This window comes from Nocardia gamkensis NBRC 108242 (assembly GCF_001612985.1).
Lineage (GTDB): Bacteria > Actinomycetota > Actinomycetes > Mycobacteriales > Mycobacteriaceae > Nocardia > Nocardia gamkensis.
On the sequence record NZ_BDBM01000030.1, the window covers coordinates 1 to 20,879 of the forward strand.

Annotated in this window: 22 protein-coding genes; 13 read left to right on the plus strand and 9 right to left on the minus strand. The window is 70.3% G+C overall.

Annotated elements, in window-relative coordinates; all coding sequences use genetic code 11:
* Positions 1–251 precede the first annotated feature (251 nt).
* Positions 252–1,004, plus strand: a complete 753-nt coding sequence (locus NG1_RS22745; protein ID WP_210750154.1) for a rhomboid-like protein — start codon at positions 252–254, stop codon at positions 1,002–1,004.
* A 12-nt stretch (positions 1,005–1,016) separates the two neighbouring features.
* Here NG1_RS22745 and NG1_RS22750 read toward each other — a convergent pair whose 3' ends face one another.
* Both NG1_RS22750 and NG1_RS22755 read right to left on the minus strand, forming a co-directional pair.
* On the minus strand, positions 1,017–2,201 hold the full coding sequence (locus tag NG1_RS22750) for a cation:proton antiporter (protein ID WP_062973921.1): 1,185 nt from the start codon (positions 2,199–2,201) through the stop codon (positions 1,017–1,019).
* Positions 2,202–2,204: 3 nt separating this feature from the next.
* A complete protein-coding gene (locus NG1_RS22755; protein WP_040867823.1) occupies positions 2,205–2,687 on the minus strand; it encodes a cation:proton antiporter regulatory subunit in 483 nt (160 codons plus the stop codon).
* Between the two features lie 93 nt (positions 2,688–2,780).
* Between NG1_RS22755 and NG1_RS22760 the strand changes: the two genes are divergently transcribed.
* Together NG1_RS22760 and NG1_RS22765 are read left to right on the plus strand one after the other, a co-directional pair.
* Positions 2,781–3,971 (plus strand): sensor histidine kinase, encoded by a 1,191-nt coding sequence (locus NG1_RS22760; RefSeq protein ID WP_062973923.1) that lies wholly within the window; start codon positions 2,781–2,783, stop codon positions 3,969–3,971.
* Positions 3,968–4,615, plus strand: coding sequence for a response regulator (locus tag NG1_RS22765; RefSeq protein WP_062973925.1), 648 nt, complete (start codon positions 3,968–3,970; stop codon positions 4,613–4,615). The genes NG1_RS22760 and NG1_RS22765 overlap by 4 nt, the downstream gene beginning before the upstream one ends.
* Here NG1_RS22765 and NG1_RS22770 read toward each other — a convergent pair whose 3' ends face one another.
* Positions 4,616–4,975: a DUF952 domain-containing protein gene (locus NG1_RS22770; RefSeq protein ID WP_062973927.1), complete on the minus strand. Its 360-nt coding sequence runs from the start codon at positions 4,973–4,975 to the stop codon at positions 4,616–4,618.
* Between the two features lie 276 nt (positions 4,976–5,251).
* Here NG1_RS22770 and NG1_RS22775 point away from each other — a divergent pair, with 276 nt between their 5' ends.
* Positions 5,252–5,446, plus strand: a complete 195-nt coding sequence (locus NG1_RS22775; RefSeq protein WP_036538000.1) for a DUF7455 domain-containing protein — start codon at positions 5,252–5,254, stop codon at positions 5,444–5,446.
* A gap of 105 nt (positions 5,447–5,551) precedes the next feature.
* Here the strand turns inward: NG1_RS22775 and NG1_RS22780 are convergent, their stop codons facing one another.
* Positions 5,552–6,268 (minus strand): TetR/AcrR family transcriptional regulator C-terminal domain-containing protein, encoded by a 717-nt coding sequence (locus NG1_RS22780; RefSeq protein ID WP_062974071.1) that lies wholly within the window; start codon positions 6,266–6,268, stop codon positions 5,552–5,554.
* A gap of 157 nt (positions 6,269–6,425) precedes the next feature.
* On the opposite strand from NG1_RS22780, the gene NG1_RS22785 reads away from it, so the two are divergent.
* Both NG1_RS22785 and NG1_RS22790 read left to right on the plus strand, forming a co-directional pair.
* Complete coding sequence (locus NG1_RS22785; protein ID WP_062973929.1) at positions 6,426–8,183, plus strand: DEAD/DEAH box helicase; 1,758 nt, start codon at positions 6,426–6,428, stop codon at positions 8,181–8,183.
* Complete coding sequence (locus NG1_RS22790) at positions 8,183–8,737, plus strand: SWIM zinc finger family protein (RefSeq protein WP_062973931.1); 555 nt, start codon at positions 8,183–8,185, stop codon at positions 8,735–8,737. Before NG1_RS22785 ends, NG1_RS22790 begins: the two co-directional genes overlap by 1 nt.
* A 119-nt stretch (positions 8,738–8,856) precedes the next feature.
* On the opposite strand, the gene NG1_RS22795 is transcribed toward NG1_RS22790, so the two are convergent.
* Positions 8,857–9,426 (minus strand): class I SAM-dependent methyltransferase, encoded by a 570-nt coding sequence (locus NG1_RS22795; protein WP_084499117.1) that lies wholly within the window; start codon positions 9,424–9,426, stop codon positions 8,857–8,859.
* A 55-nt stretch (positions 9,427–9,481) separates the two neighbouring features.
* Between NG1_RS22795 and NG1_RS22800 the strand changes: the two genes are divergently transcribed.
* Positions 9,482–10,249: an AraC family transcriptional regulator gene (locus tag NG1_RS22800; RefSeq protein ID WP_245660004.1), complete on the plus strand. Its 768-nt coding sequence runs from the start codon at positions 9,482–9,484 to the stop codon at positions 10,247–10,249.
* Here NG1_RS22800 and NG1_RS22805 read toward each other — a convergent pair whose 3' ends face one another.
* Positions 10,250–10,990, minus strand: coding sequence for an SDR family NAD(P)-dependent oxidoreductase (locus tag NG1_RS22805; RefSeq protein ID WP_062973933.1), 741 nt, complete (start codon positions 10,988–10,990; stop codon positions 10,250–10,252). It abuts the gene before it with no gap.
* Between the two features lie 105 nt (positions 10,991–11,095).
* On the opposite strand from NG1_RS22805, the gene NG1_RS22810 reads away from it, so the two are divergent.
* On the plus strand, positions 11,096–11,692 hold the full coding sequence (locus NG1_RS22810) for a TetR/AcrR family transcriptional regulator (RefSeq protein ID WP_062973935.1): 597 nt from the start codon (positions 11,096–11,098) through the stop codon (positions 11,690–11,692).
* 6 nt (positions 11,693–11,698) lie between these two features.
* On the opposite strand, the gene NG1_RS22815 is transcribed toward NG1_RS22810, so the two are convergent.
* Entirely contained in the window at positions 11,699–13,450 is a 1,752-nt protein-coding gene (locus NG1_RS22815) for a DEAD/DEAH box helicase (RefSeq protein ID WP_062973937.1), read from the minus strand.
* A 332-nt stretch (positions 13,451–13,782) separates the two neighbouring features.
* Between NG1_RS22815 and NG1_RS22820 the strand changes: the two genes are divergently transcribed.
* Entirely contained in the window at positions 13,783–14,790 is a 1,008-nt protein-coding gene (locus NG1_RS22820) for a YihY/virulence factor BrkB family protein (protein WP_168434101.1), read from the plus strand.
* 3 nt (positions 14,791–14,793) lie between these two features.
* On the opposite strand, the gene NG1_RS22825 is transcribed toward NG1_RS22820, so the two are convergent.
* Complete coding sequence (locus tag NG1_RS22825; RefSeq protein ID WP_085994906.1) at positions 14,794–15,039, minus strand: DUF3039 domain-containing protein; 246 nt, start codon at positions 15,037–15,039, stop codon at positions 14,794–14,796.
* 230 nt (positions 15,040–15,269) lie between these two features.
* Here NG1_RS22825 and NG1_RS22830 point away from each other — a divergent pair, with 230 nt between their 5' ends.
* Positions 15,270–15,623, plus strand: coding sequence for a DUF3099 domain-containing protein (locus NG1_RS22830; RefSeq protein WP_040867981.1), 354 nt, complete (start codon positions 15,270–15,272; stop codon positions 15,621–15,623).
* An 18-nt stretch (positions 15,624–15,641) separates the two neighbouring features.
* Here NG1_RS22830 and NG1_RS22835 read toward each other — a convergent pair whose 3' ends face one another.
* Positions 15,642–16,949 (minus strand): MFS transporter, encoded by a 1,308-nt coding sequence (locus NG1_RS22835; RefSeq protein ID WP_062973939.1) that lies wholly within the window; start codon positions 16,947–16,949, stop codon positions 15,642–15,644.
* 182 nt (positions 16,950–17,131) lie between these two features.
* On the opposite strand from NG1_RS22835, the gene NG1_RS22840 reads away from it, so the two are divergent.
* The 3 genes from NG1_RS22840 (at position 17,132) to NG1_RS22850 (ending at position 20,773) form a co-directional block, all read left to right on the plus strand.
* The gene (locus tag NG1_RS22840; protein WP_062973941.1) at positions 17,132–17,875 is read left to right on the plus strand and encodes a VOC family protein; all 744 of its coding nucleotides are present in this window, start codon (positions 17,132–17,134) and stop codon (positions 17,873–17,875) included.
* Between the two features lie 216 nt (positions 17,876–18,091).
* Entirely contained in the window at positions 18,092–19,609 is a 1,518-nt protein-coding gene (locus NG1_RS22845; protein WP_084499118.1) for a DUF7782 domain-containing protein, read from the plus strand.
* A gap of 195 nt (positions 19,610–19,804) precedes the next feature.
* Positions 19,805–20,773, plus strand: coding sequence for a sigma-70 family RNA polymerase sigma factor (locus tag NG1_RS22850; protein WP_040867841.1), 969 nt, complete (start codon positions 19,805–19,807; stop codon positions 20,771–20,773).
* Positions 20,774–20,879: the final 106 nt, after the last annotated feature.

A 20,879-nucleotide genomic window follows, 5' to 3' on the forward strand; every position in this document is an offset into this window, starting at 1 on the left:
GGTCGCATCGCCTCGACGCCCGTATTCGTCGCGCCGCTCGATTCCTCCAGCGGCCGGCGGATGCGGGCGTCGCGCTTCGGGTGACCCGGGTCTCCTGTGCGCGCTCGATCGGATTCCGGATCCCTCGCCGCCCGTGGACCGATCGTGGGGCGACTTCCGCCTAGTTCGTACGGACGACCCTCGCTCGTGCCGTGACGCAGCGCACACGGGGCCTCACGGCAGGCGCACGCCCGGCGCGGCACACTTGCGGGGTGGTTGCCCCGCCCTCGACTTCGCCCGTACCGCGGTCGCCGTGGACGCAGACCGCCGACCTGCGCGCCGAACTGCGTGACACCTGGGTATGGCTGCGCCGTCCCGAATCGCCGCGTCGGCTCCTGCCCGCGATCCGAGGGCATCTGGGCGCCGCGCCCGCGAGCACCGCGTACGCGTTCACGCTGTTCGTCACATGGTGGACGTTGCGCGGGGTCGGGGACTCGGTGGAGCGCAGGCTGATCTTCTCGGCGTCGACCAACTTGTACAACATGCGGCACAACCCGGTTCAGGTACTGGTCGCCTCGGCGTTCTGGACCGAAGGCGGTTTTCCCTGGGCGACCATCGCCGGTTTCCTGGTCGTCATGGCCTATGCGGAGCGCTGGCTGGGCACCGGGCGCTGGATTCTGCTGTTCGCGACCGGCCACATCGGGGCGACGCTGCTGACCGTCACCGGCATCGCCCATGCCATCGACCGCGGCGTCATTCCCCTGCGGGTGGCCGTCGCCGCGGATGTCGGCACCAGCTACGGGTTCTCGGCCGTGCTCGCGGCGCTGGCGTTCCGGTTCCGTGGCAGGGTGCGAGCGGTGTGGGCCGGGACGATCCTCGTGGCGCTCGGCGCGGCGCTGTGGGTGGAGCCGACCTTCACCGACTACGGCCATCTGTGCGCCGCCGTGATCGGCCTCGCGGTAGGCGCGACCGCGAGCCTGTTCTGGCACCGGCTGGAACGGACGGCCGCGCGCAAGGCCCGCTGAGCGCGGAGCTGATCAGGACACCGAAGGCTCGGCACGGCCGCGGTTGCGCAACAGCCCGACCATCGGCTCGACCACACGCGCCGCGATCGGACCCAGCACCGCCATCAGCAGGACGTAGGTCGAGGCGAGCGCGGTGAGCTGACCGTCCGTCGCGCCCGCGCTCACGGCCAGTCCCGCGATGACGATGGAGAATTCCCCCCGGGCGACCAGCGCCGCGCCCGCGCGGGCACGGCCGAGGTGCCGGATGCCCTCCCGCGCCGCGGCCCACCAGCCGGTCGCCACCTTCGTCACGACACTGATCACGGCGAGCACGATTGCCCACCCCAATACCGGGGGAATCGATCGGAGGTCGGTGCTCAAGCCGAACGCCACGAAGAAGATGGCCGCGAACAGGTCGCGCAGCGGTTCGAGCATTTTCACCGCCGCGCGCGCGGTCGAGCCGGAGATCGCGATGCCGAGCAGGAACGCTCCGACTGCCGCCGACACGCTCAGCGCCGAAGAGGCGCCCGCCACCAGCAGCGCCGCGCCGAGCAGGGTGAGCAGGAAGACCTCCCGATCGGCGCTGTCCACGATCGCCGACACGTACCGTCCGTAGCGCAGGGCCACCACGAGGACCAGCGTGATGGTGACCAGCGCCACCGCCAGCGCGCGCAGCCCGCTGACCCAGCTCAGCCCGGCCAGCACCGTGGTGAGGATCGGCAGGTAGACCGCCATCGCCAGGTCCTCGAACACGAGGATGGACAGAATGACCGGTGTCTCCCGGTTGCCGAGGCGCCCGAGGTCGTCGAGGACTTTCGCCACGATGCCCGAGGACGAGATGTAGGTGACCCCCGCCATCGTGATCGCGCCGTTGAGGCCCCAGCCCAGCATCAGCGCCACTACCGCACCAGGGGACGCGTTGACCACGATGTCCATCAGACCGGCCGGCCAGGAACGGCGCAGCCCGGTCACCAACTCCACTGCCGTGTACTCCAGGCCGAGCAGCAACAGCAGCAGCACCACGCCGATCTCGCCCGCGACGTGGCCGAAGTCGTAGGCGGCCCGGAGTTCGACGAGACCGCCCTGACCGAAGGCGAGACCGCCGAGCAGGTACAGCGGGATGGGCGACATACCGACTCGGCCTGCGACACGCCCTAGCATGCCGAGAACGAAAAGAACCCCTCCGAGCTCGATCAGGGCGAGCGCGGTGTCCGTCACGGCTCAGCCGTGCGTCAAGATCTTCGCGGCGGCATCCAAGCCCTCCGGCGTGCCGACGACCACGAGCAGATCGCCCGCGGTGAAGGTGAAATCGGGACCGGGCGAGGGATGCAGCTGCCCGGCCCGCATGACGGCGACGATGGAGACCTTCGTGCGGGTGCGCATCTCGGTCTCGCCGAGGGTGCGGCCGTCGTACGGGGAGTTGTCCCCGATCGGCAGCTGGCGCGTGGTGATCCCGGGCAGGTCCCGGTGGTCGTCGTTGAGTTTGGCGACCAGTTGCGGCGCACCGAGCAGGTTGGCCAGGACCGCCGCTTCATCGGTGGTCAGCGGGATCTGGGCGGCACAGGCATCGGGGTCCTCGAGTTTGGAGACGATCAGGTCGATATCACCGTCGCGGTGGGCGACCACGCCGATTCGGCGACCGGAGCGCACTTCGAAGTCCTTGCGGACACCGATGCCGGGTAGTGCGGTGACGTCGACGTTCACACCCTCCAGACTAACCGGATCACCCGGGCCGCGGCCCGATCGGTCATCACTTCGGCCGATGGCGCGTCGCGGGCGCTGTGCTGTGATGGAGGCGTGCGGCGTTGGTCGGAGGTGCCGGAGCGGACACGGGATGCGCTGGGCGCGGTGATCGCGTTCGCCGGGGGCGCGGCGCTGTACCTCACCGGCCTGTCCACGATGACCGAGCAGGGCGAGCAGGTGTCGTCGTGGGTGCGTTTCGGCGTGCTCGCCACGCTGTGCCTGGCGACCTTCGCCCGGCGCCGGACGCCGGTCGCGGCCATGCTGGGTGGGCTCCTGCCCCTGGCGGTGGACATCCGGCTCGGCGCCACGGTGTCGGTGTGGATCATCTACGCCGACCTGATCTACGCGGCCGTGCTCTACGGCGGGCGCCGGGCGTCACGGATCACGGCCCTGTCCTGGTCGGTGCTCTGCGGCATCATCGTGGTGTCGGCCCTCGCGCTGACCGGCGACCTACGCGCAGTCTCGTTGGCGTTGGTAGCGGCGTTCGGTTTCGTCGCGACGCCGATCTGGTGGGCGAGTTCGGTGCGCACGCACAAGGAGGTCGCGCACGCCGAGCGCAGCCGGGCCCAGGCGCTCACCCTGGTCGCCGAACTCGACCGCCGCGCGGCCATCGCCGACGAGCGCACCACGATGGCGCGCGACCTGCACGACGTGATCGCCGGGCATCTGTCGGCCATCGCGCTGCACTCGGAGGCGGCGCTCGGGGTGCTTGCCCGCCGCGACGCCGACCCCGCGGTGGCCGGAATCATGCGATCCATCCGTTCCAACAGCGTCAGCGCGCTGGAGGAGATGCGCACCATGATCGGGTTGCTGCGCAGCGACGACACCGCGGCGGAGGTCGCCGCACCGCGCACCCTCGCCCAGTTGCCGATCCTGGTGGACGCCGCACGCGCGGCGGGCATCTCGGTGCGAGTGCGCGACGCGCTGGACGGTGCGTCGCTGCCCGGCGCGGTCGACCAGACCGCCTATCGCATCGTGCAGGAGGCTTTGACCAACGCTATGAAACACGCACCGGGACAGGAGGTCCGCATCGACGTGCGGGCCGAAGACGAGATGCTGAGGATATCCGTCCGCAACCGGACCGTATCGGCGCGGCCGCACCCGGCGGCCGCGACCACGCGCCGCGGTCTGCCGAACATGCGCGAGCGAGCCGGAGCGCTCGGCGGAAGCTTATGCGCCGGAACGGATTCCGGCCATTGGGAAGTCGTGGCCAGACTGCCGCTCGGCTCCGCCGGTGCCACATGACGATTCGGGTGGTGATCGCCGACGACCACGCCGCGATCCGCGCGGGCCTGCGGATGATCCTGGACGTCGAGGACGACATCGAGGTGGTCGGCGAGGCGGCCGACGGCGATGTCGCGGTGGCACAGGCCAAAGCGCTACGGCCGCAGGTGGTGCTGATGGACGTGCGGATGCCCGGGATGGACGGGATCGCCGCCACCGAGCGGATCACCGCCGAGGGCCTGGCGAAGGTGCTCATCCTGACCACATTCGATGTGGACGAGTACGTCTTTCGCACACTGCGCGCGGGCGCCGCGGGGTTCGTGCTGAAATCCACGTCGGGGCGGGCGCTGGTCGAGGCGGTGCGCGCGGTGGCGGCGGGTGACGGCGTGCTGGCTCCGGAAGTGACGCGAGCGGTGATCTCGGTATTCGCCTCGTCGAATCAGGCTGCCCCGCAACCGGCTCCCGCCGGGCTCGACGAACTCACCGACCGGGAACGCGAAGTGCTCGATTGTCTCGGCGACGGCCTGTCCAACGCGCAGATCGCGGGTCGGCTGTTCATCGGCGAAACGACCGTCAAGACGCATGTCTCCCGGGTGCTGACGAAACTGGGTGTGCGGTCGCGGGTTCAAGCTGCCATCGTGGCGCGCGAGATCCGGGAGCGATAGTCACTCCGCACGGGGGGCGAATGTCCCGTCCGCCTCGGGCAGGTACTCCTCGACGCCCGTGACCGCTGCCACCGGCAGAGGCCCGTACAGGTGCGGGAAGAGCATCGCTTCCGGATCGGTCGGCACGCCCGGCTCCCATTCGATCGGCGACCCGACCCGACCGGGATCGATACGCAACAACACCAGATCGCGCCGTCCTCGGAACAACCGGTTTGCGGGCAGGTGGACCTGCTGCGGCGACGAGAGGTGGATGAATCCCGCTTCGGCGAGCGAGGGCGCACGGTACTCCCCCGTTTGCCGAGCGGAAAGCCATTCCTCCGAAGTGCATAGGTGAACAAGCGTGTGAGTGTCATAGGTCACGGGTAATCTCCCGGTAGACAACTGGATCGGTCGATCGAGGGTGTGACGCAGTGCACATCGGCGACAGGACCTGTGGCGTTCGCCCGTAGCGAAATCCCTGGTCGTGTTATCGAAAACACACTGCTTCATCCGCGGGAACAAAGTCCCCCGTCCCGAACGTCTGACAGAGTAGTCATACCCCTGCTGGGAAGTAGCGGTAGCGAGCTCGTGGTGAGTGACCACGGGCCCCACACCAGGTGAACGGTCGTCGGGACCGGGAGCCAGGACGGAGGAGTCATGCCAGGAACCCTGACAAGCACCCCACTGACCGCGGTCGATCGTTGCGACCGCTGCGGGGCGGCTGCCCGAGTGCGTGCCGTACTGCCCGCAGGTGGAGAGTTGCTCTTCTGCCAGCACCACGCGAACGAACACATGGATCGGCTGCGTGAGCTGGACGCCGTGATCGACACGGAGTCCGCTCCCGCACTCTGATCTACTCCTCGCGTCCTGACACAACAGCATCGGACAACAGAACACCGTTTCCACCGGCAGCGGGCGACCCACAGGTCGCCCGCTGCCGGCGTGTCCGGGCGGCGATCAGTCGCCGGACACTCCGGCGAGGATGCCGTCCACCAACCTGGCCAGGCCGTATTCGAACGCGCCGCCCGGGTCGGCGGGCGCCTGGTACAGCTCGCCGACCGTCGCCCCGACGCGCGACGAGAGCGGGAATCGGCTCGGCGGCATGACCTCGGCCAGCAGCGGCCCGTGCACCTCCCACCACTCCGCGTCGCTCATCCGCCCGGTCTCGCGGGCAGCGGCCACCGCCATGCGCGCGTTCCCGGCGGCGAACTCCGTCAGCACGGCGATCACCCGGTCCATCACCACGTCCGGCATGCCGAGCCCCTCGATCGCGGCGAGCTGCCGCTCGTAGCGGCGCATCCGTCCCGGCCCGAGCACGAGCCGCCAGGGCGGCACCTCGAGCAGCCAGGGGTGCGCCACGAACTCCGCACGGACCCGGCGGGCCACCGCGGCCAAGCGCTCACGCGGCGGTAGATCCGCCGGTATCGGCGGGTCCTCGTCGGCCACCGCGTCGACCATGAGGACCGCCAGGGCGTCCTTGCTCGGCACGTACGTGTACAAACTCATCGGCCGCAGCCCCAGCTCGGCGGCGACCGTGCGAATGGAGACCTTCTCGTAGCCCTCCCGGTCGGCGAGCGCGACCGCCGCCGCGACCACCGCGTCGACGGTGACCGTCTGCTTCGGACCGCGCCCCACCGGACGCGGTGGAAGCTCGTGCCGCCAGAGCAAGCCCATCAGCTGCCTGGCCCGGTCGGGTGTGATGTCGTCGTTCACCGGCTCCTCGGAACAAACTCGGTACGGTGTACGTTGTCAACTTACTCCGTACGCCATACGTTGATTCAAGGGGTGCGTCCTGCCCAGCACACATGCCACTTATCTGCCGGATCGGCACATGTTCGCACTCTGGACCTGGGCGGGACACGCCGCGGGTCCGGCCCCGGTGGGTCCGGGTGATCGCGAGACCGTCGCGCTGGCCGTCCCGGCCGCCGCGGGCGGAACGTTGGAAGTCACCGACGTCGACGCCGCCTTGGTGGACCCCGTGACCTTCGCCGACTCGACGCTCGAGCACTCCGGAGAGTCCGTCTCGGCCTGGCAGCGCATCGTGCGCTCGGCACTGGCCGGGGAGCCACCCGGCACGGATACCGACGTGCTGCCCATCGCCGCGCACGCCGTCCCCGACGCGTCCGGCACGGCGATCGTCTCCGCGCACCGCGCGCAGCGCGTACTGCACGACACCGAGGCCATCGCCGCGGACCTGCGGGCGACGCTGAAAGCGCGCCTGCGGCCCTACCAGGCACGCGGAATCGGCTGGCTACGCGAGACCGTGGCCGCGCACGGCGGCGCGGTGCTCGCCGACGAGATGGGACTCGGCAAGACCGTGCAGGCCATCGGCTTCCTGCTCGATCGGGCCGCGAGCGGTCCACAGCTGGTGGTGTGCCCGACCTCGCTGGTCGGCAACTGGGCACACGAGATCGGCCGGTTCGCGCCGGGGCTGCGGGTGGCCGTCTGGCGCGGCGGCGCCCTCGACGCCGACCCCGCCACCGTCGTCGTCACCGGCTATCCGACCTTGCGGCTGCACGGACGGCTGCTGACGCAGCGCGCCTGGGCGACGGCCGTCTTCGACGAGGCGCAGGCGCTGAAGAATCCTCGCACCCAGGTCGCAAAGGCCGCGCGCGCGATCGACGCGGCGGCGACCGTCGCGCTGACCGGCACGCCGGTCGAGAACCACCTCGAGGAGCTGTGGGCCCTGCTGCACCTGGTGGCGCCCCGGCTGTTCGGGCACCGGACGCAGTTCCGGCGTCGTTTCGTGCGGCCGATCCACGAGGGTTCGGCGGCCGCCGCGGCGCGTCTGCGCGACACCATCGAACCCGTGGTGCTGGCCCGCACGAAAAGCCAGGTCGCCGCGGCGCTGCCCGCGAAGATCCACAGCGACCTGCTCTGCGACCTCACCGACGAACAGGAGCGGCTCTACGACCAGCTGCTCGACAAAGCCGTCGAGGACGGATTCGGCGCTGGCATCGAGCGCCACGGCCGCGTGCTCGCCGCGCTGACCGCTCTCAAGCAGGTGTGCAACCATCCCGGGCTGATCACCGGTGAACTCCACGAACTCGCAGGCCGCTCCGGAAAACTCGACCTGTGCACCGACATCGTCGCCGCCAATCTCGAAACCGGCAGTCCGACCTTGATCTTCACGCAGTACCGCCAGACCGGTGAGCTGCTGGTGCGGCACCTCGCCGAACAGTTCGGAGTGCGGGCGCCGTTCTTCCTCGGCGCGCTCTCCCAGGCCGAGCGCGCCGAGATCGTCACCCGGTTCCAAGCCGCGGACGGACCGCCGGTGCTGGTGCTCAGTCTGCGGGCGGCGGGCACCGGGCTCACGCTGACCCGCGCCGCCGACGTCGTCCACTTCGATCGCTGGTGGAACCCCGCGGTGGAGGCTCAGGCCTCCGATCGGGTCCACCGGATCGGCCAGACCCGCACGGTCACCGTCACCACGCTCACCTCGGCCACCACCGTGGAGGAGCACATCGCGGGCATGCACGACCGCAAGGCCGCGCTGCGCGACCTGGGCGACGCGGCGGGCATCGCGGCCCTGGCCGCCCTGGACGACGACCGGCTGATCGAGATGCTGCGGCGCAAGAGGGAGAGTTGATGGCGGACAACGAGTTCGGCTACACGGCGTGGGGCATGGACTGGGTGCGGCTGGCCGAGCCGCTGCGCCAGACCCGGCCGGACCCGCTGCTGCCCCGCGCGCGCAGCATCGCCCGCAACAACGGCGTGCGAGCCACCGTCGAGGGCCGGGTGGTGCGGGCCACGATCCACCGCGGCGGCGAGGCGTCGCTGACCCACGTGGAGGTGGCGCCGCTGTCCCGGCAGACGATCACCGCGATAGCCGCGATCGCGCCGGACCCGACCCTCCTGACCGACGACACGCACCGCGCGATCGGCGCGGCCGGAATCGCGCTCGGGCCACAGCTCGCGGGCACCGACTGCTCGTGCACGGCACGCAAGGCCCGGTGCGTCCACGTCCTGGCCGTCTACTACGAGATGGCGCGTCGAGTGGACGAGGATCCGCGCCTCGCCTTGGCGATCCAGGACTATTTCGCTGCCGCGCCGATGGATTCGGACGAGCCCGCACCGGAGGCGCGGTGGACGCCGATCAGTGCGCTGGACCCGCGGCGATTCTTCACGACGACGCCCGGCTGAACGGGCGGGCGACAGCCGACGCGTCCCTGCCGGCTGGTTCCGCACCCCGACCTTCCCCGCCTGGCACCCGACGGGGAGGTGCCCGCGACCCGCTCGTACCGGCCGCTCCCGGCTCGACCTCACTCGGGCCGTCTGGCCCGGAAGCGGAAACTCGAAGCGCCGGTGTCGATCCGCACATCGGTGAAGCCGATCCGGCGCAGCCGGTCGGCCGCGGTCTCCGGCGGCACGGGCACACAGGTGTCGCCGAGGTGCATCAGCCGGAACAGGCGGCCGTCGAGCCCGTCGCTGCCCGCGAACACCCCGCCCGGGCGCAGGATCCGCAGGGCTTCGGCGAACAGCGCGTCCTGCCTGCCGGGTGTCGGCACGTGGTGCAGCATGGTGAAGCAGACCACGGAGTCGAATCGCCCCGGCGGCAAGGGCATGTCGGCGCCGTCGCCGTCGATCACCGTCATCGCATCGCCGTGCCGCTCGCGTAGCCGGGTCGCCAGCGCCGGATCGATTTCGACACCGGTGAGCGCCGATGTCCGGGCCAGCAACGCGGAGACGTTGGCGCCGTAGCCGGGACCGATCTCCACCGCGTCGGAGCCCAGGTCGAGGCCGGACAGCGCCCACGGCACGATGCGCGTCGCGCTGGTCTTCTCCCACATCGACGAACGGCACAGCAACCGGTGAAATATGTTCATCGCCATGCCTGTGACGCTAGGAACGGATCGCGCCGGGCACGACAGGCTACGGTGACAAGTTGTGTCGCAGAACGGCCACGCCGTAGTCCATCCCGCTCCGGCGGGCGCGACCGCCATGGTGTTCGGGGTCGGAGTGCTGCCCGCCAGGCACTGGTTCGAGTGGCACGAGCATCCGCAACACCAGATCGCCTGGGCCTCGCGCGGCGTCCTCGCGGTCGAGGTGGACGACAACCGCTGGGTGCTACCGCCGACCAGGGCGCTGTGGATCCCCGCGGGCGTCGCGCACCGAACCGGCACCTCCGACGGCGCCGCGATGCGCGGCATCTTCCTCGACCCCGGCCGCTGTCCGGTCGAGTTCGCCGTACCGACCATGTTGCGCGTGACCCGGCTCCTGCACGAACTGTTCGACCTGCTCACCACGACCGACACCGGCCGGGAGCAGCGAGCGCGGGCCGAGGCGGTCGTGTTCGATCTGCTCGAGCCCGTCCCGGTGATCCCGATCGGTGCGCGATGGCCCAGTGATCCCCGGGCACGGCAGGTGGCCGACGCGCTCATCGCCGATCCTGCCGACCCGCGTACGCTCGCCGAGTTCGCCGTCCACGTCGCCGCCAGCCCGCGCACGCTGGCCCGATTGTTCGTGTCGCAGACCGGTCTCGGCTTCGGCCAGTGGCGCACGCAGGCCAGGCTGGCCGCTTCGCTGCCGCTGCTCGCCGCGGGCCTGCCGGTCGCACGGATCGCGGGCCGGGTCGGCTACGGGACTCCGAGCGCTTACGTCGCGGCGTTCCGGCGGGCGGTCGGAATCCCGCCGGGACGGTATTTCTCCGGCTGATCAGGTGTTGGTGCCGCTGTCCACGGTGAGGAACGCGCCGGTCACGCTGCGGCCGGACGGCCCGGCCAGGTAGGCCACCGCGGCCGCGACATCGTCGGCGGCGCCGAAGCGGCCCAGCGCGGTGAGGTCACGCTGCCGCTGCGCGTGCGCGCCGTCGCCGGGGTTCATGTCGGTGTCGGTGGAGCCCGGCTGGACGAGGTTCACCGTGATCGCGCGCGGGCCCAGTTCGCGCGCCAGCGCCTTGGTGAAGCCGCTGAGCGCCGACTTGCTGAGGTTGTAGAGCGTCAAACCGTCGAACGGCGCGTGATCGGTGAGGTTGGTGCCGATGCTGATGATCCGGCCGCCATCGGTCATGTGCGCGACCGCGGCCTGCGCACCGACGAACGCCGCACGGGCGTGCACGCCGAGCGCGTTGTCGATCTCCGCGAGGGTGAACTCCTCGAACGGCTTCGCCGGGAAGATCCCCGCGTTGTTGACCAGGATGTCCAGCCCGCCGAGTTCGGCCGCGGCGCGGTCCACCGCCGCGCGCACGGCCGTGGCATCGGCGCTGTCGGCCTGGATCGCGACGGCTCGGCGGCCGAGCGCCCGCAGATCGCCGACCACCGTCTTCGCCTGGCCTTCGGCGTGCTGGTAGGTCAGCGCCACGTCCGCGCCCGCCGCGGCGAGGCGGCGCGCGATCGCCGCCCCTATCCCGCGACTGCCCCCGGTGACCAGCGCGACCTTGCCCGTGAGGTCCGGCATCGGTACTCCTCAAATTTTTGTGTCGATCAATACATAAATAGCCAAGCGCATCGTCCACGCGGGTGTCAAGGGGTATATTTAACGATCGACACAGAAAGGTCCGGCATGGCTGAACGGGGACGACCGCGCGCCTTCGATCGCGCCGAGGCGCTGCGCTGTGCCATGGAAGTGTTCTGGGAGCACGGCTACGAGGGCGCCTCGATGAGCGACCTCACCACCGCGATGGGGATCAACTCCCCCAGCCTGTACGCCGCGTTCGGAAGCAAAGAGGAGCTGTTCCGCGCGGCCGTGGAACTCTACGGGCACACCGACGGCGGGTACACCGCCCGCGCGTTGCGGGAGGAGCCGACCGCGCGGGCGGCTGTCGAGGCGATGCTGCGGGACAACGCGAGGGCTTATACCGAGGAGAACAAGCCGCACGGGTGCATGGTGGTGCTGGCGGGATCCACCTACACCACCCGCAACGCCGGCATCCGCGACTTCCTTGTCGACAAGCGCCGCGAGACCATCGCAGATCTCCGGCGGCGGCTCGATCGCGGCCTCGCCGAGGGCGACCTACCGGAAGGCACCGATACCGCGGCACTGGCCGGTTTCTACACCACGGTCCTCTACGGCCTGTCCATCCAGGCACGCGACGGCGCGTCGGCGGCGGAGCTCACCGCCTCCATCGACTGCGCCATGACCGCCTGGCCCGCCGGCTGACGTGGGCTATTTCCGGCGCAGCGCGGCGATGCGCTCACCGAGTTGCTCGGCGGAGGCCAGCGCGGTCGGCGGCCCACCGCACTCGCGGCGCAACTCGCCGTGGATCACCCCGTGCGGTTTCCCGGTGCGATGGTGGTGCATCGCCACCAGGCTGTTGAGTTCACGTCGCAGTTCGCCCAGCCGATCGGCCGTCGCGACCCGCTCCGCGGCTCCGGCCACCTGCGCGCCGGGATCGGGGACGGGTGCGGGCACACTGCGCTCGGAAACCTGTTTGGCCTGCCGCTCGCGCAGCAGCGCGCGCATCTGCTCGGCGTCCAGCAGGCCCGGAATCCCCAGGTAATCGGCTTCCTCGTCGCTGCCTGCGAAAGTCGCGGTACCGAAGGAGGACCCGTCGTAGATCACCTGGTCGAGTTCGGCGTCGGCGGCCAGCGCGACGAAGGACTTCTCCTGCTCGCCCGGCTCGTCCTGCTGCTTGTTCGCCTCGATCAGCAGGTCGTCGTCGAGGCCGTTCTTCTCCCGGTGCGGCTTGCCGATGACGTGGTCGCGCTGCAACTCCAGCTGCGCGGCCAGATCCAGCAACACCGGCACCGACGGCAGGAACACGGTCGCGGTCTCACCGGGCTTGCGGGCACGCACGAACCGCCCGATCGCCTGCGCGAAGTACAACGGGGTGGAGGCACTGGTCGCGTATACCCCGACGGCCAGGCGCGGCACGTCGACGCCCTCGGACACCATGCGGACCGCGACCATCCAGGGCTGGGTGCTCTTGCCGAATTGGGCGATGCGGTCGGAGGAGGCCGGGTCGTCGGAGAGCACCAGCGCGGGCTTCTCACCCGAGATGTGCTCGAGCAGTTCCGCGTAGTCGCGGGCACGGTCCTGGTCGGTGGCGATCACCAGACCGCCCGCGTCCGGCATACCGGAGGCGCGCTTCTGGCGCAGCCGGATGTCGGCGGCGCGCAGCACGGCGGAGATCCAGTCGCCCGCCGGGTCCAGCGCGGTCCGCCAAGCGCGGGCGGTCTGTTCGGCGTTCAGCGGCTCGCCCAGACGCGCGGAATACTCCTCGCCCGCGCTGTCGCGCCAGTGCGCCTCGCCGGAATAGGCCAGGAAGACCACTGGCCGCACCACGCCGTCGGCGAGGGCCTCGGCGTAGCCGTAGGTGTGGTCGGCACGGGACTTCGGGAACCCGGACTCGTCGGGTTCGTAGACGACGAACGGGATCTGGCTGTCGTCGCTGCGGAACGGTGTACCGGTCAGCGCGAGGCGGCGGGTGGCGTCACCGAACGCCTCGGCGGTCGCGTCGCCCCAGCTCTTGGCGTCTCCGGCGTGGTGGATCTCGTCGAGAACGACGAGCGTCCTGCGGTTTTCGGTGCGCACGCGGTGGCGGAAGGGATGCGCGGCGACCTGCGCGTAGGTGACCACGACGCCGTGATAGTCACCCGAGGTGCCGCCGGTGGAGTTGGAAAACCGCGAGTCCAGTGCGATTCCGGCGCGCGCGGCGGACTGCGCCCACTGATGCTTGAGGTGCTCGGTCGGCGCCACCACGGTGATCTGGTCCACGGTGCGGTCGGCCAGCAGCTCGGCGGCCACCCGCAGCGCGAAGGTGGTCTTGCCCGCGCCCGGGGTGGCCACGGCGAGAAAGTCCCGCGGCCCGGTGGCCAGATACTTCGTCAGCGCCCGTCGCTGCCAGGCGCGGAGCGAGCCGCCGACGACAGTACTCGCCGCTGTCGACTCGCCCGGCGTCTCCGCTTCTCCCGCCACAGCGGCACCCGACCCAGTCACGCAGACGACCCTAGCGGCCCGCCACGGTGTGTCGCCAAACCGACGCGGCGGGCGCGACGGGCATCACACGGCCACCAGCCAGGACGCGGCAGTTCATCCGATGCGCATCGACACGTCCCGCGCACAGTCCGATGCCGATCGCCGAAGTGCGCGATGCTGTAAGCACGATGACCGAGCACCGCGCCCTCCCGGGCGATCCGCCGCGGACCGACGCACCGTCGCCCCGCGCCGCCGCCGTGCGCACGTCCACCTGGACCGACCGCGCCGGCGCGCGGGCGGCGGTGGTGAGCAGGGGCGCCGCCGCGCTGATCATGCGGGTGGCCCGGAAGGCCTGGGCGGATTCCATCTTCGCCAAGTCGGCCGCGGCGGCGTTCTGGCAGACGCTCTCCCTGGCGCCGCTGTTGCTCGGGGTACTCGGCAGCCTCGGTTACGTCGGCGGCTGGTTCGGCCCGGACACGGTGCAGATCGTCGAGACCAAGATCATCGCGTTCAGCCAGGACCTGTTCAGCGCGAACGTGGTCTCCGACCTCATCGAGCCCACGGTGCAGGACGTCCTCGGGCGCGGGCGCGGCGCGGTGGTGTCGGTGGGCTTCGTGCTGTCGCTGTGGGCCGGGTCGTCGGCGATGGCGACCTTCGTCGACTCGATCGTGGAGGCGCACGGCCAGCAGGACGCGCGGCACCCGGTGTGGCAGCGCATCTTCGCCCTGTTGCTGTATGTGCTGTTCCTGGTGGCGTCGGTGTTCATCCTGCCGCTGGTGGCGCTGGGCCCGACGCTGATCGGACGGGTGCTGCCCACCGCGTGGCGGGCGACCGGACTGGGACTGCTGGATTTCTTCTACTACCCGGGCGTCGGCCTGCTGCTGATCGTCGGACTGACCACGCTGTACAAGCTGGCGCTGCACACCTCGCTGCCCTGGCACCGGCTCTTCGGCGGGGCCCTGGTGGCGGGGGTCTTCTTCATGGCGGCCAGCGACGTGCTGCGCCGCTACCTGTCCTGGGTCACCCGCACCGGCGTCACCTACGGTGCGCTGGCGACGCCGATCGCGTTCCTGCTGTTCACGTTCTTCCTGGGCTTCGCGGTCATCCTGGGCGCGGAGTTCAACGCGGCGGTACAGGAGTTCTGGCCCGCCCGGGCGACGCGCATGGAGCAGGTGAAGGAGTGGATCGCCAGCCAGGTGCGCGGAGAGGGAGAGGGCGGGGCCGACGAGGACACGGCAGACCGGAACGAGGCCGCCGCGAGCCCGGACGAGGCCGGGCCCGACGGCTCGCACGTCATGTTCGGTCTGCGCGGAGCGGGGTCCTCGTCCGGCGAGTTGTAGGTCTCACTCGCCCTTGCGTAGGCCGTCGTAGACCTTCTTGCACTCCGGGCACACCGGAGAGCCGGGCTTGGGCGAGCGGGTCACCGGGAAGACCTCTCCGCACAGCGCGACCACGTGGGTGCCCATGACGGCGCTCTCGGCGATCCTGTCCTTCTTCACATAGTGGAAGAACTTCGGGGTGTCGTCGCCCGTCGTCTCGTCGGTCGTCGTATCCGGGCGAACCATGGTGTCGGTGCTCACGCATTCCATGATGCCGCATCGCGCGGTACCTGGCCGAGCACGGTGCCGCATCAGCGGTGACCTTGTTCTCGGAGCGGAGGCCGATCACGGGATCGCATCGGATGCGCCCCACGATCTCGGAGCAGAAGACGACCGTATGTGCGCGGATCGAGCGCGAGTGGAAGACTCGGGGTATGCAGCAGAACGGCGATTCCTCATCCGCCGACGGCCGCGACCGCGAAGAGCACCCCGACGTGACGATGCCGACGCAGCCCCGCCGTTCCCCCGGATACTTCCCAGGCAATGACGACAAACACCCGGTGCTGATCACCGAGGCGGCGCCCTCTCTCGAAGACCAGCACCGGGCCAGGGTGCGCCGGTACACGATCATCATGGCGTTCCGCATACCGTGCCTGGTTCTCGCCGCGATCGCCTACAGCACGTTCGGCAATCCGCTGCTGTCCATCCTGATCATCGTCGCGTCGATCCCGCTGCCCTGGATCGCGGTGCTGATCGCCAACGATCGCCCACCCCGCCGCAAGGACGAGCCCAGTCGCTGGGATCGTCCCCGCACCGCCATCGAGTCGCGTCCGCACAACGCCATCGACGGCTGAGTTCTCCGGGGCGCCTACTCACCGCGAGTCGAACGCCCCGGCGGGGGCCGGAGCCCGGCGGATGACCGCCGACATCACCGCGGCGGCTCCGCACAGACCGCCCGCGAGATACCAGGCGAGGTCGTAGCTGCCCTGGAGGTCGCGGATGACACCGGCACCGGTGGCCGCCACCGCCGAGCCGATCTGATGGGCGGCGAACACCCAGCCGAACGCGACCGGACCATCGGCGCCGAACAGTTCGCGGCACAGCACGACCGTCGGCGGCACCGTGGCCACCCAGTCCAGGCCGTAGAAGATGATGAACACCCACAGGCTCGGCTGGGTGTTTGGACCGAGCAGCGCGGGCAGGATCAGCAGCGACAGACCGCGCAACGTGTAGTAGCCGATCAACAGGTACCGCGGGTCCATCCGGTCGGTCAGCCAGCCCGAGGCGATGGTGCCTGCCACGTCGAAGATGCCGATCACGGCCAGCAGGCTCGCGGCGGTGGTCGGTGGCATGCCGTGGTCGTGCGCGGCGGTGACGAAATGGGTACCGACCAACCCGTTGGTCGACGCGCCACAGACCGCGAACCCGCCAGCGAGCAACCAGAAGCCGGGACGGCGGGCGATGGTGGCGAGCACTGTGAGCGCCCGCGACGCGCCACCGGCGGCGGGTACCCGAAGGCCCACCGCGCTGTCCGGCTCGGCGCCGTAGGCTCGCACGCCCAGGTCACTCGGATAGTCCCGGATGAACAGCAGCACCAGCGGCGCCACGGCCAGTGCCGCGGCCGCGACGATCAGCGACGGCACCCGCCAGCCGTGCGCGTGGGCCAGCGCCGACACCAGCGGAAGGAAGACCAGCTGACCGGTCGCGCCCGCGGCGGTGAGCACCCCGGTGACCAGACCGCGCTGACGCACGAACCACCGGCCGGTGATCGTCGCGACGAACGGCATCGACATCGACCCCACACCCACCCCGACCAGCAGTCCCCAGGTCAGCACCAGGTGCCACGGCCGGGACATGAACACCGTCAGCCCGCTGCCCGCGGCGACCAGCAGCAGCGCGCAGGCCACCACCCTGCGGATGCCGAAACGGTCCATCAGCACGGCGGCGAACGGTGAGATCAGACCGTAGAGCAGCAGATTCAGCGAAACGGCGGTCCCGATGGTTGCGTGTGACCAGCCGAACTCCTCGTGCAGCGGGTCCATCAGCACGCCGGGCACCGACCGGAACCCGGCCGCGCCCAGCAGCGCGATGAAACCGACGCCCGCGACCAGCCATGCCGGATGCAACCGCCGCGGCGCGGTATCGAGAGAAATCGTGGGCGGCGTCCGCAGTTCGGTCACCCGATGAGCCTGCCGGAATCATGTCCACGCAACGAGTGGCGGAAATGCCACATACCATCGAATTCGTGCCAATCGCGGGAGCGCCGGTATCTTCTCGACAAGGCGCGCACGCGTACCTAGGGTCGCATGGGACCTCGCGCACCACGATCACCGTTGTTGCGGGCGACAAGACAGGAGTGCACATGATTCGGTGGATCTGGGTCTTCCTGGACCGCCCGACACAGCGTTTCGACGACTGCGCGAAGTTCTGGTCCACGGTCACCGGCACCGAACTCTCCCCTCGGCGCGGTGCGAACGACGAGTTCCTCACCTTGTTGCCCGACCCCGCGCTGTTCGCCGCGGCGAGCGTCAAGATGCAAGCGGTGACCGGCCTCGGCGGTGTGCACCTCGATTTGGACGTCGACCACATCCCCTCCGCCGTCCGCACCGCCCTGGACCTAGGGGCGGAGCTGGTCGCCAACCATCCGGACTACGCCGTACTGCGCTCCCCCGGCGGCCAGACGTTCTGCCTGACGCCCAGCGGCCGCGCGAGGAGCACGCCCGCACCCGCCGTCCGGGCCCCGGACGGCACGTTCTCACGCCTCGACCAGGTGTGCGTCGACATCGGCCCGCTCGACCACGAGGTGGAGACCCGCTTCTGGAAGTTGCTGACCGGGTGGGCTTTCCAGCCCGGCAGGCGGCCGGAATTCGCCCGCCTGCGCTCCGAGGAACAGCAGTTACCCGTGCAGCTGCTGTTGCAGCGCCTCGGTGAGAACCGCCCGACCAGCGCGCATGTCGACCTGGCCGCGAGCGACATCGAAGCCACCGCCGCGTGGCACGAGTCGCTCGGCGCGACCGTGGTGGAGCGTCATGAACATTGGATCGTCCTGAGCGATCCGGCCGACGCGCTGTACTGCGTCACCGGACGCGATCCCAGCGGAGTCTGATCGGCCTCGGCACAGCGGCACAGCGGCACAGCGGCACAGCGGCACAGCGGCACAGCGGCACAGCGGCACAGCGGCACAGCGGCACAGCGGCACAGCGGCACAGCGGCACGGACGACAATCCCACAGGCCCGACACGGGGACGTCCGCCACGTCGAGGTCCCGTGACACAGTGGGCGCTCGATCCGCGCCCGGTGGTCGCGGTGGCAGAGTACCGGTGTGTCTACGAACCGATCGACGACCACGGGATCGCTGCTCACCGCGCTGTGCCCGGACCTGCGGACCGCGCTGACGAGGGTGGGCTACGACGCCGACACCCTGCTCGAGGTACTCGGCGACGCGCACGCCGCGCTGGGCCGGTCGGAGCCGGTGCCGGTGCGCCGCGCGGCACGCCGGGCCGGAGAGCTGGGCACGCTGATCCGCCTTCTGCTGCTCGGCGACGCGCTGCCCGAACGGGAGGTGGCCGGGGCGATCGCACCCGTGGCGATCGACCGCGCGGTCGCCGCGGGCCTGCTCGACCGCGACGGCGACCAGGTGCGGGCGGCGCTGGACCTGCGGCCGCTGGACGCGGGCGCGGGCACCCGATGGGTCCTGTCCGACCTCGACGATTCGATGCACCGGCGCACCCTGACCGAGGAGCACGTCCTCGGCGTCGGCCACGCCTCCCTCTCGCTGCTGCGCGCCACGCCCACCCGGCCGGTCGGCACGGTGCTCGATCTCGGCACCGGCTGCGGCGTACAGGCGGTGCACGCCGCGTCCTACGCGCGGCGCGTGACCGCCACCGATGTCAATCCCAGGGCGCTGTGGCTGGCCGAGGCCACCGCGGCGCTCAACGAGCTGGACATCGAACTGATGGAGGGTTCCTGGTTCGAACCGGTGCGGGGCAGGCGCTTCGACCAGGTGGTGGCCAATCCGCCCTTCGTGGTGGGTCCCGGGCGCGTCGAGCACACCTATCGCGATTCCGGCCTCGCGCTCGACGGCGCGAGCGAATTGGTGATCGCGCAGGCCGCCGACCTGCTCGCCCCCGGTGGCACCGCCGCGATGCTCGCCGCGTGGGTCCATGTCGAGAACGAGGACTGGCGCGGGCGGGTCGCCTCCTGGTTGCCCGCGCACGGCGTGGACGCCTGGGTGGTGCAACGGGACGTCGCCGATCCCGCGCTTTATGTGGGCACCTGGTTGCGGGACGCGGGAGCGGATCCGCGAGATCCGGCCGCGCAGGCTCGCGCGGAGCGCTGGCTGGACGCTTTCGAGGCCGCCGACGTCGAGGGCATCGGGTTCGGTTTCGTCTACCTGCGCAGCATCGACGGGCCGACCGAACTGCTCGCCGAGGATCTCACCCACGGCTTCGAGGATCCGCTCGGCGAGGAAGCCGTCCGGTATTTCGAGCGCTCGGCCTGGTTGCGGGCTGTCGCCGGTGACGAAAGTCTCGCATGGTCTTCGCGTTTCGCCGTGGACCCGGCGACAGCACTGGAACGGGTGTATCTGCGGGGCGAAGAGGGCTGGGCGCCGGAGGTGGCGCGGCTGCACCGCGGTGACGGGCCCCGCTGGCAGCACGAAGTGGATGAGGCCACGATCGCACTGCTGGCGGGAATGCACGCCGAGGGCCTTCCGTTGTACGAGCTGATCGAGCTGCTGGCGCTCGCACACGGATCCGAGCAGGTGAGCGCCGAGTTCGCGGCCGACGCGTTGTCCGTGGTCACCGGATTGGTACGGCACGGATTGATCAGGCCGGTGTGATCACACGGCGACCGCGCGCCGGTCGGTTCGGGTCCTGGCGGGAGATTGTCCTCGCGCTGCGGTGCTTCTCAGGAACTTCTCAGACGAGAGGGGCGAAAACCGCTGCTCAGAGCGGTTTATGCGAGCCGTAACGGGGAACTTTCTTTCTGTCGGGTCCGTTTATCGGAGTGAGACACCACCGACAGGAGGCAAGTCATGACAAGCCCCGCCACCACTCGTGTGCGCATCAGCGATTCGGACCTCGACGCTCAGAGCCCTGCCGCCGACCTGGTACGCGTGTACCTGAACGGGATCGGCCGCACCGCGCTGCTCACCGCTGCCGACGAGGTCGAGCTGGCCAAGCGCATCGAGGCGGGCCTCTATGCGCAAAACCTGCTGGAAACCGGCAAGCGACTGTCGGCGACCCGCAAGCGTGATCTCGCGATCATCGTGCGCGACGGTCAGGCCGCCCGGTCTCATCTGCTGGAAGCCAACCTGCGCCTTGTTGTCTCGCTCGCCAAGCGTTACACCGGCCGCGGCATGCCGCTGCTCGACCTGATCCAGGAGGGCAACCTCGGGTTGATCCGTGCCATGGAGAAGTTCGACTATGCCAAGGGCTTCAAATTCTCCACCTACGCCACCTGGTGGATCCGGCAGGCCATCACCCGCGGTATGGCCGACCAGAGCCGCACCATCCGCCTGCCCGTCCACCTCGTCGAGCAGGTGAACAAGCTGGCCAGGATCAAGCGCGAACTGCACCAGCAACTGGGGCGCGAGGCCACCGACGAGGAACTGGCCCGCGAATCCGGCATCCCGGTCGACAAGATCTCCGATCTGCTCGACCACAGCCGTGACCCGGTGAGCCTGGACATGCCGGTCGGCAACGACGAAGAGGCCCCGCTGGGCGATTTCATCGAGGATTCCGAGGCCACCTCGGCCGAGTCGGCGGTCATCGCAGGCCTGCTGCACCACGACGTGCGCAGCGTGCTCGCCACCTTGGACGAGCGCGAACAGCAGGTCATCCGGCTGCGATTCGGCTTGGACGACGGCCAGCCGCGCACGCTGGACCAGATCGGCAAGCTCTTCGGCCTCTCCCGCGAGCGGGTGCGCCAGATCGAGCGTGAGGTCATGGCGAAGCTGCGCAAGGGCGAGCGGGCCGATCGGCTCCGCGCCTACGCCAGCTGATCATCCCGGCGCCGGCTGCGTCGAGACAGCGCCGGCGTTCGGCTCGGTGACCCGTTTGCGCCCTGGTCACCTCTCCGCGCCGACCGGTAAGCGCGCGTGCCCGTCC

Coding starts and splice junctions, on each gene's coding strand:
- NG1_RS22765 (WP_062973925.1), top strand. CDS start 3,968: ATGACGATTCGGGTGGTGATCGCCGACGACCACGCCGCGATCCGCGCG.
- NG1_RS22775 (WP_036538000.1), top strand. CDS start 5,252: ATGCCAGGAACCCTGACAAGCACCCCACTGACCGCGGTCGATCGTTGC.
- NG1_RS22780 (WP_062974071.1), bottom strand. CDS start 6,268: ATGGGCTTGCTCTGGCGGCACGAGCTTCCACCGCGTCCGGTGGGGCGC.
- NG1_RS22785 (WP_062973929.1), top strand. CDS start 6,426: ATGTTCGCACTCTGGACCTGGGCGGGACACGCCGCGGGTCCGGCCCCG.
- NG1_RS22790 (WP_062973931.1), top strand. CDS start 8,183: ATGGCGGACAACGAGTTCGGCTACACGGCGTGGGGCATGGACTGGGTG.
- NG1_RS22795 (WP_084499117.1), bottom strand. CDS start 9,426: ATGGCGATGAACATATTTCACCGGTTGCTGTGCCGTTCGTCGATGTGG.
- NG1_RS22805 (WP_062973933.1), bottom strand. CDS start 10,990: ATGCCGGACCTCACGGGCAAGGTCGCGCTGGTCACCGGGGGCAGTCGC.
- NG1_RS22810 (WP_062973935.1), top strand. CDS start 11,096: ATGGCTGAACGGGGACGACCGCGCGCCTTCGATCGCGCCGAGGCGCTG.
- NG1_RS22820 (WP_168434101.1), top strand. CDS start 13,783: ATGCGGGTGGCCCGGAAGGCCTGGGCGGATTCCATCTTCGCCAAGTCG.
- NG1_RS22825 (WP_085994906.1), bottom strand. CDS start 15,039: ATGGAATGCGTGAGCACCGACACCATGGTTCGCCCGGATACGACGACC.
- NG1_RS22830 (WP_040867981.1), top strand. CDS start 15,270: ATGCCGACGCAGCCCCGCCGTTCCCCCGGATACTTCCCAGGCAATGAC.
- NG1_RS22840 (WP_062973941.1), top strand. CDS start 17,132: ATGATTCGGTGGATCTGGGTCTTCCTGGACCGCCCGACACAGCGTTTC.
- NG1_RS22850 (WP_040867841.1), top strand. CDS start 19,805: ATGACAAGCCCCGCCACCACTCGTGTGCGCATCAGCGATTCGGACCTC.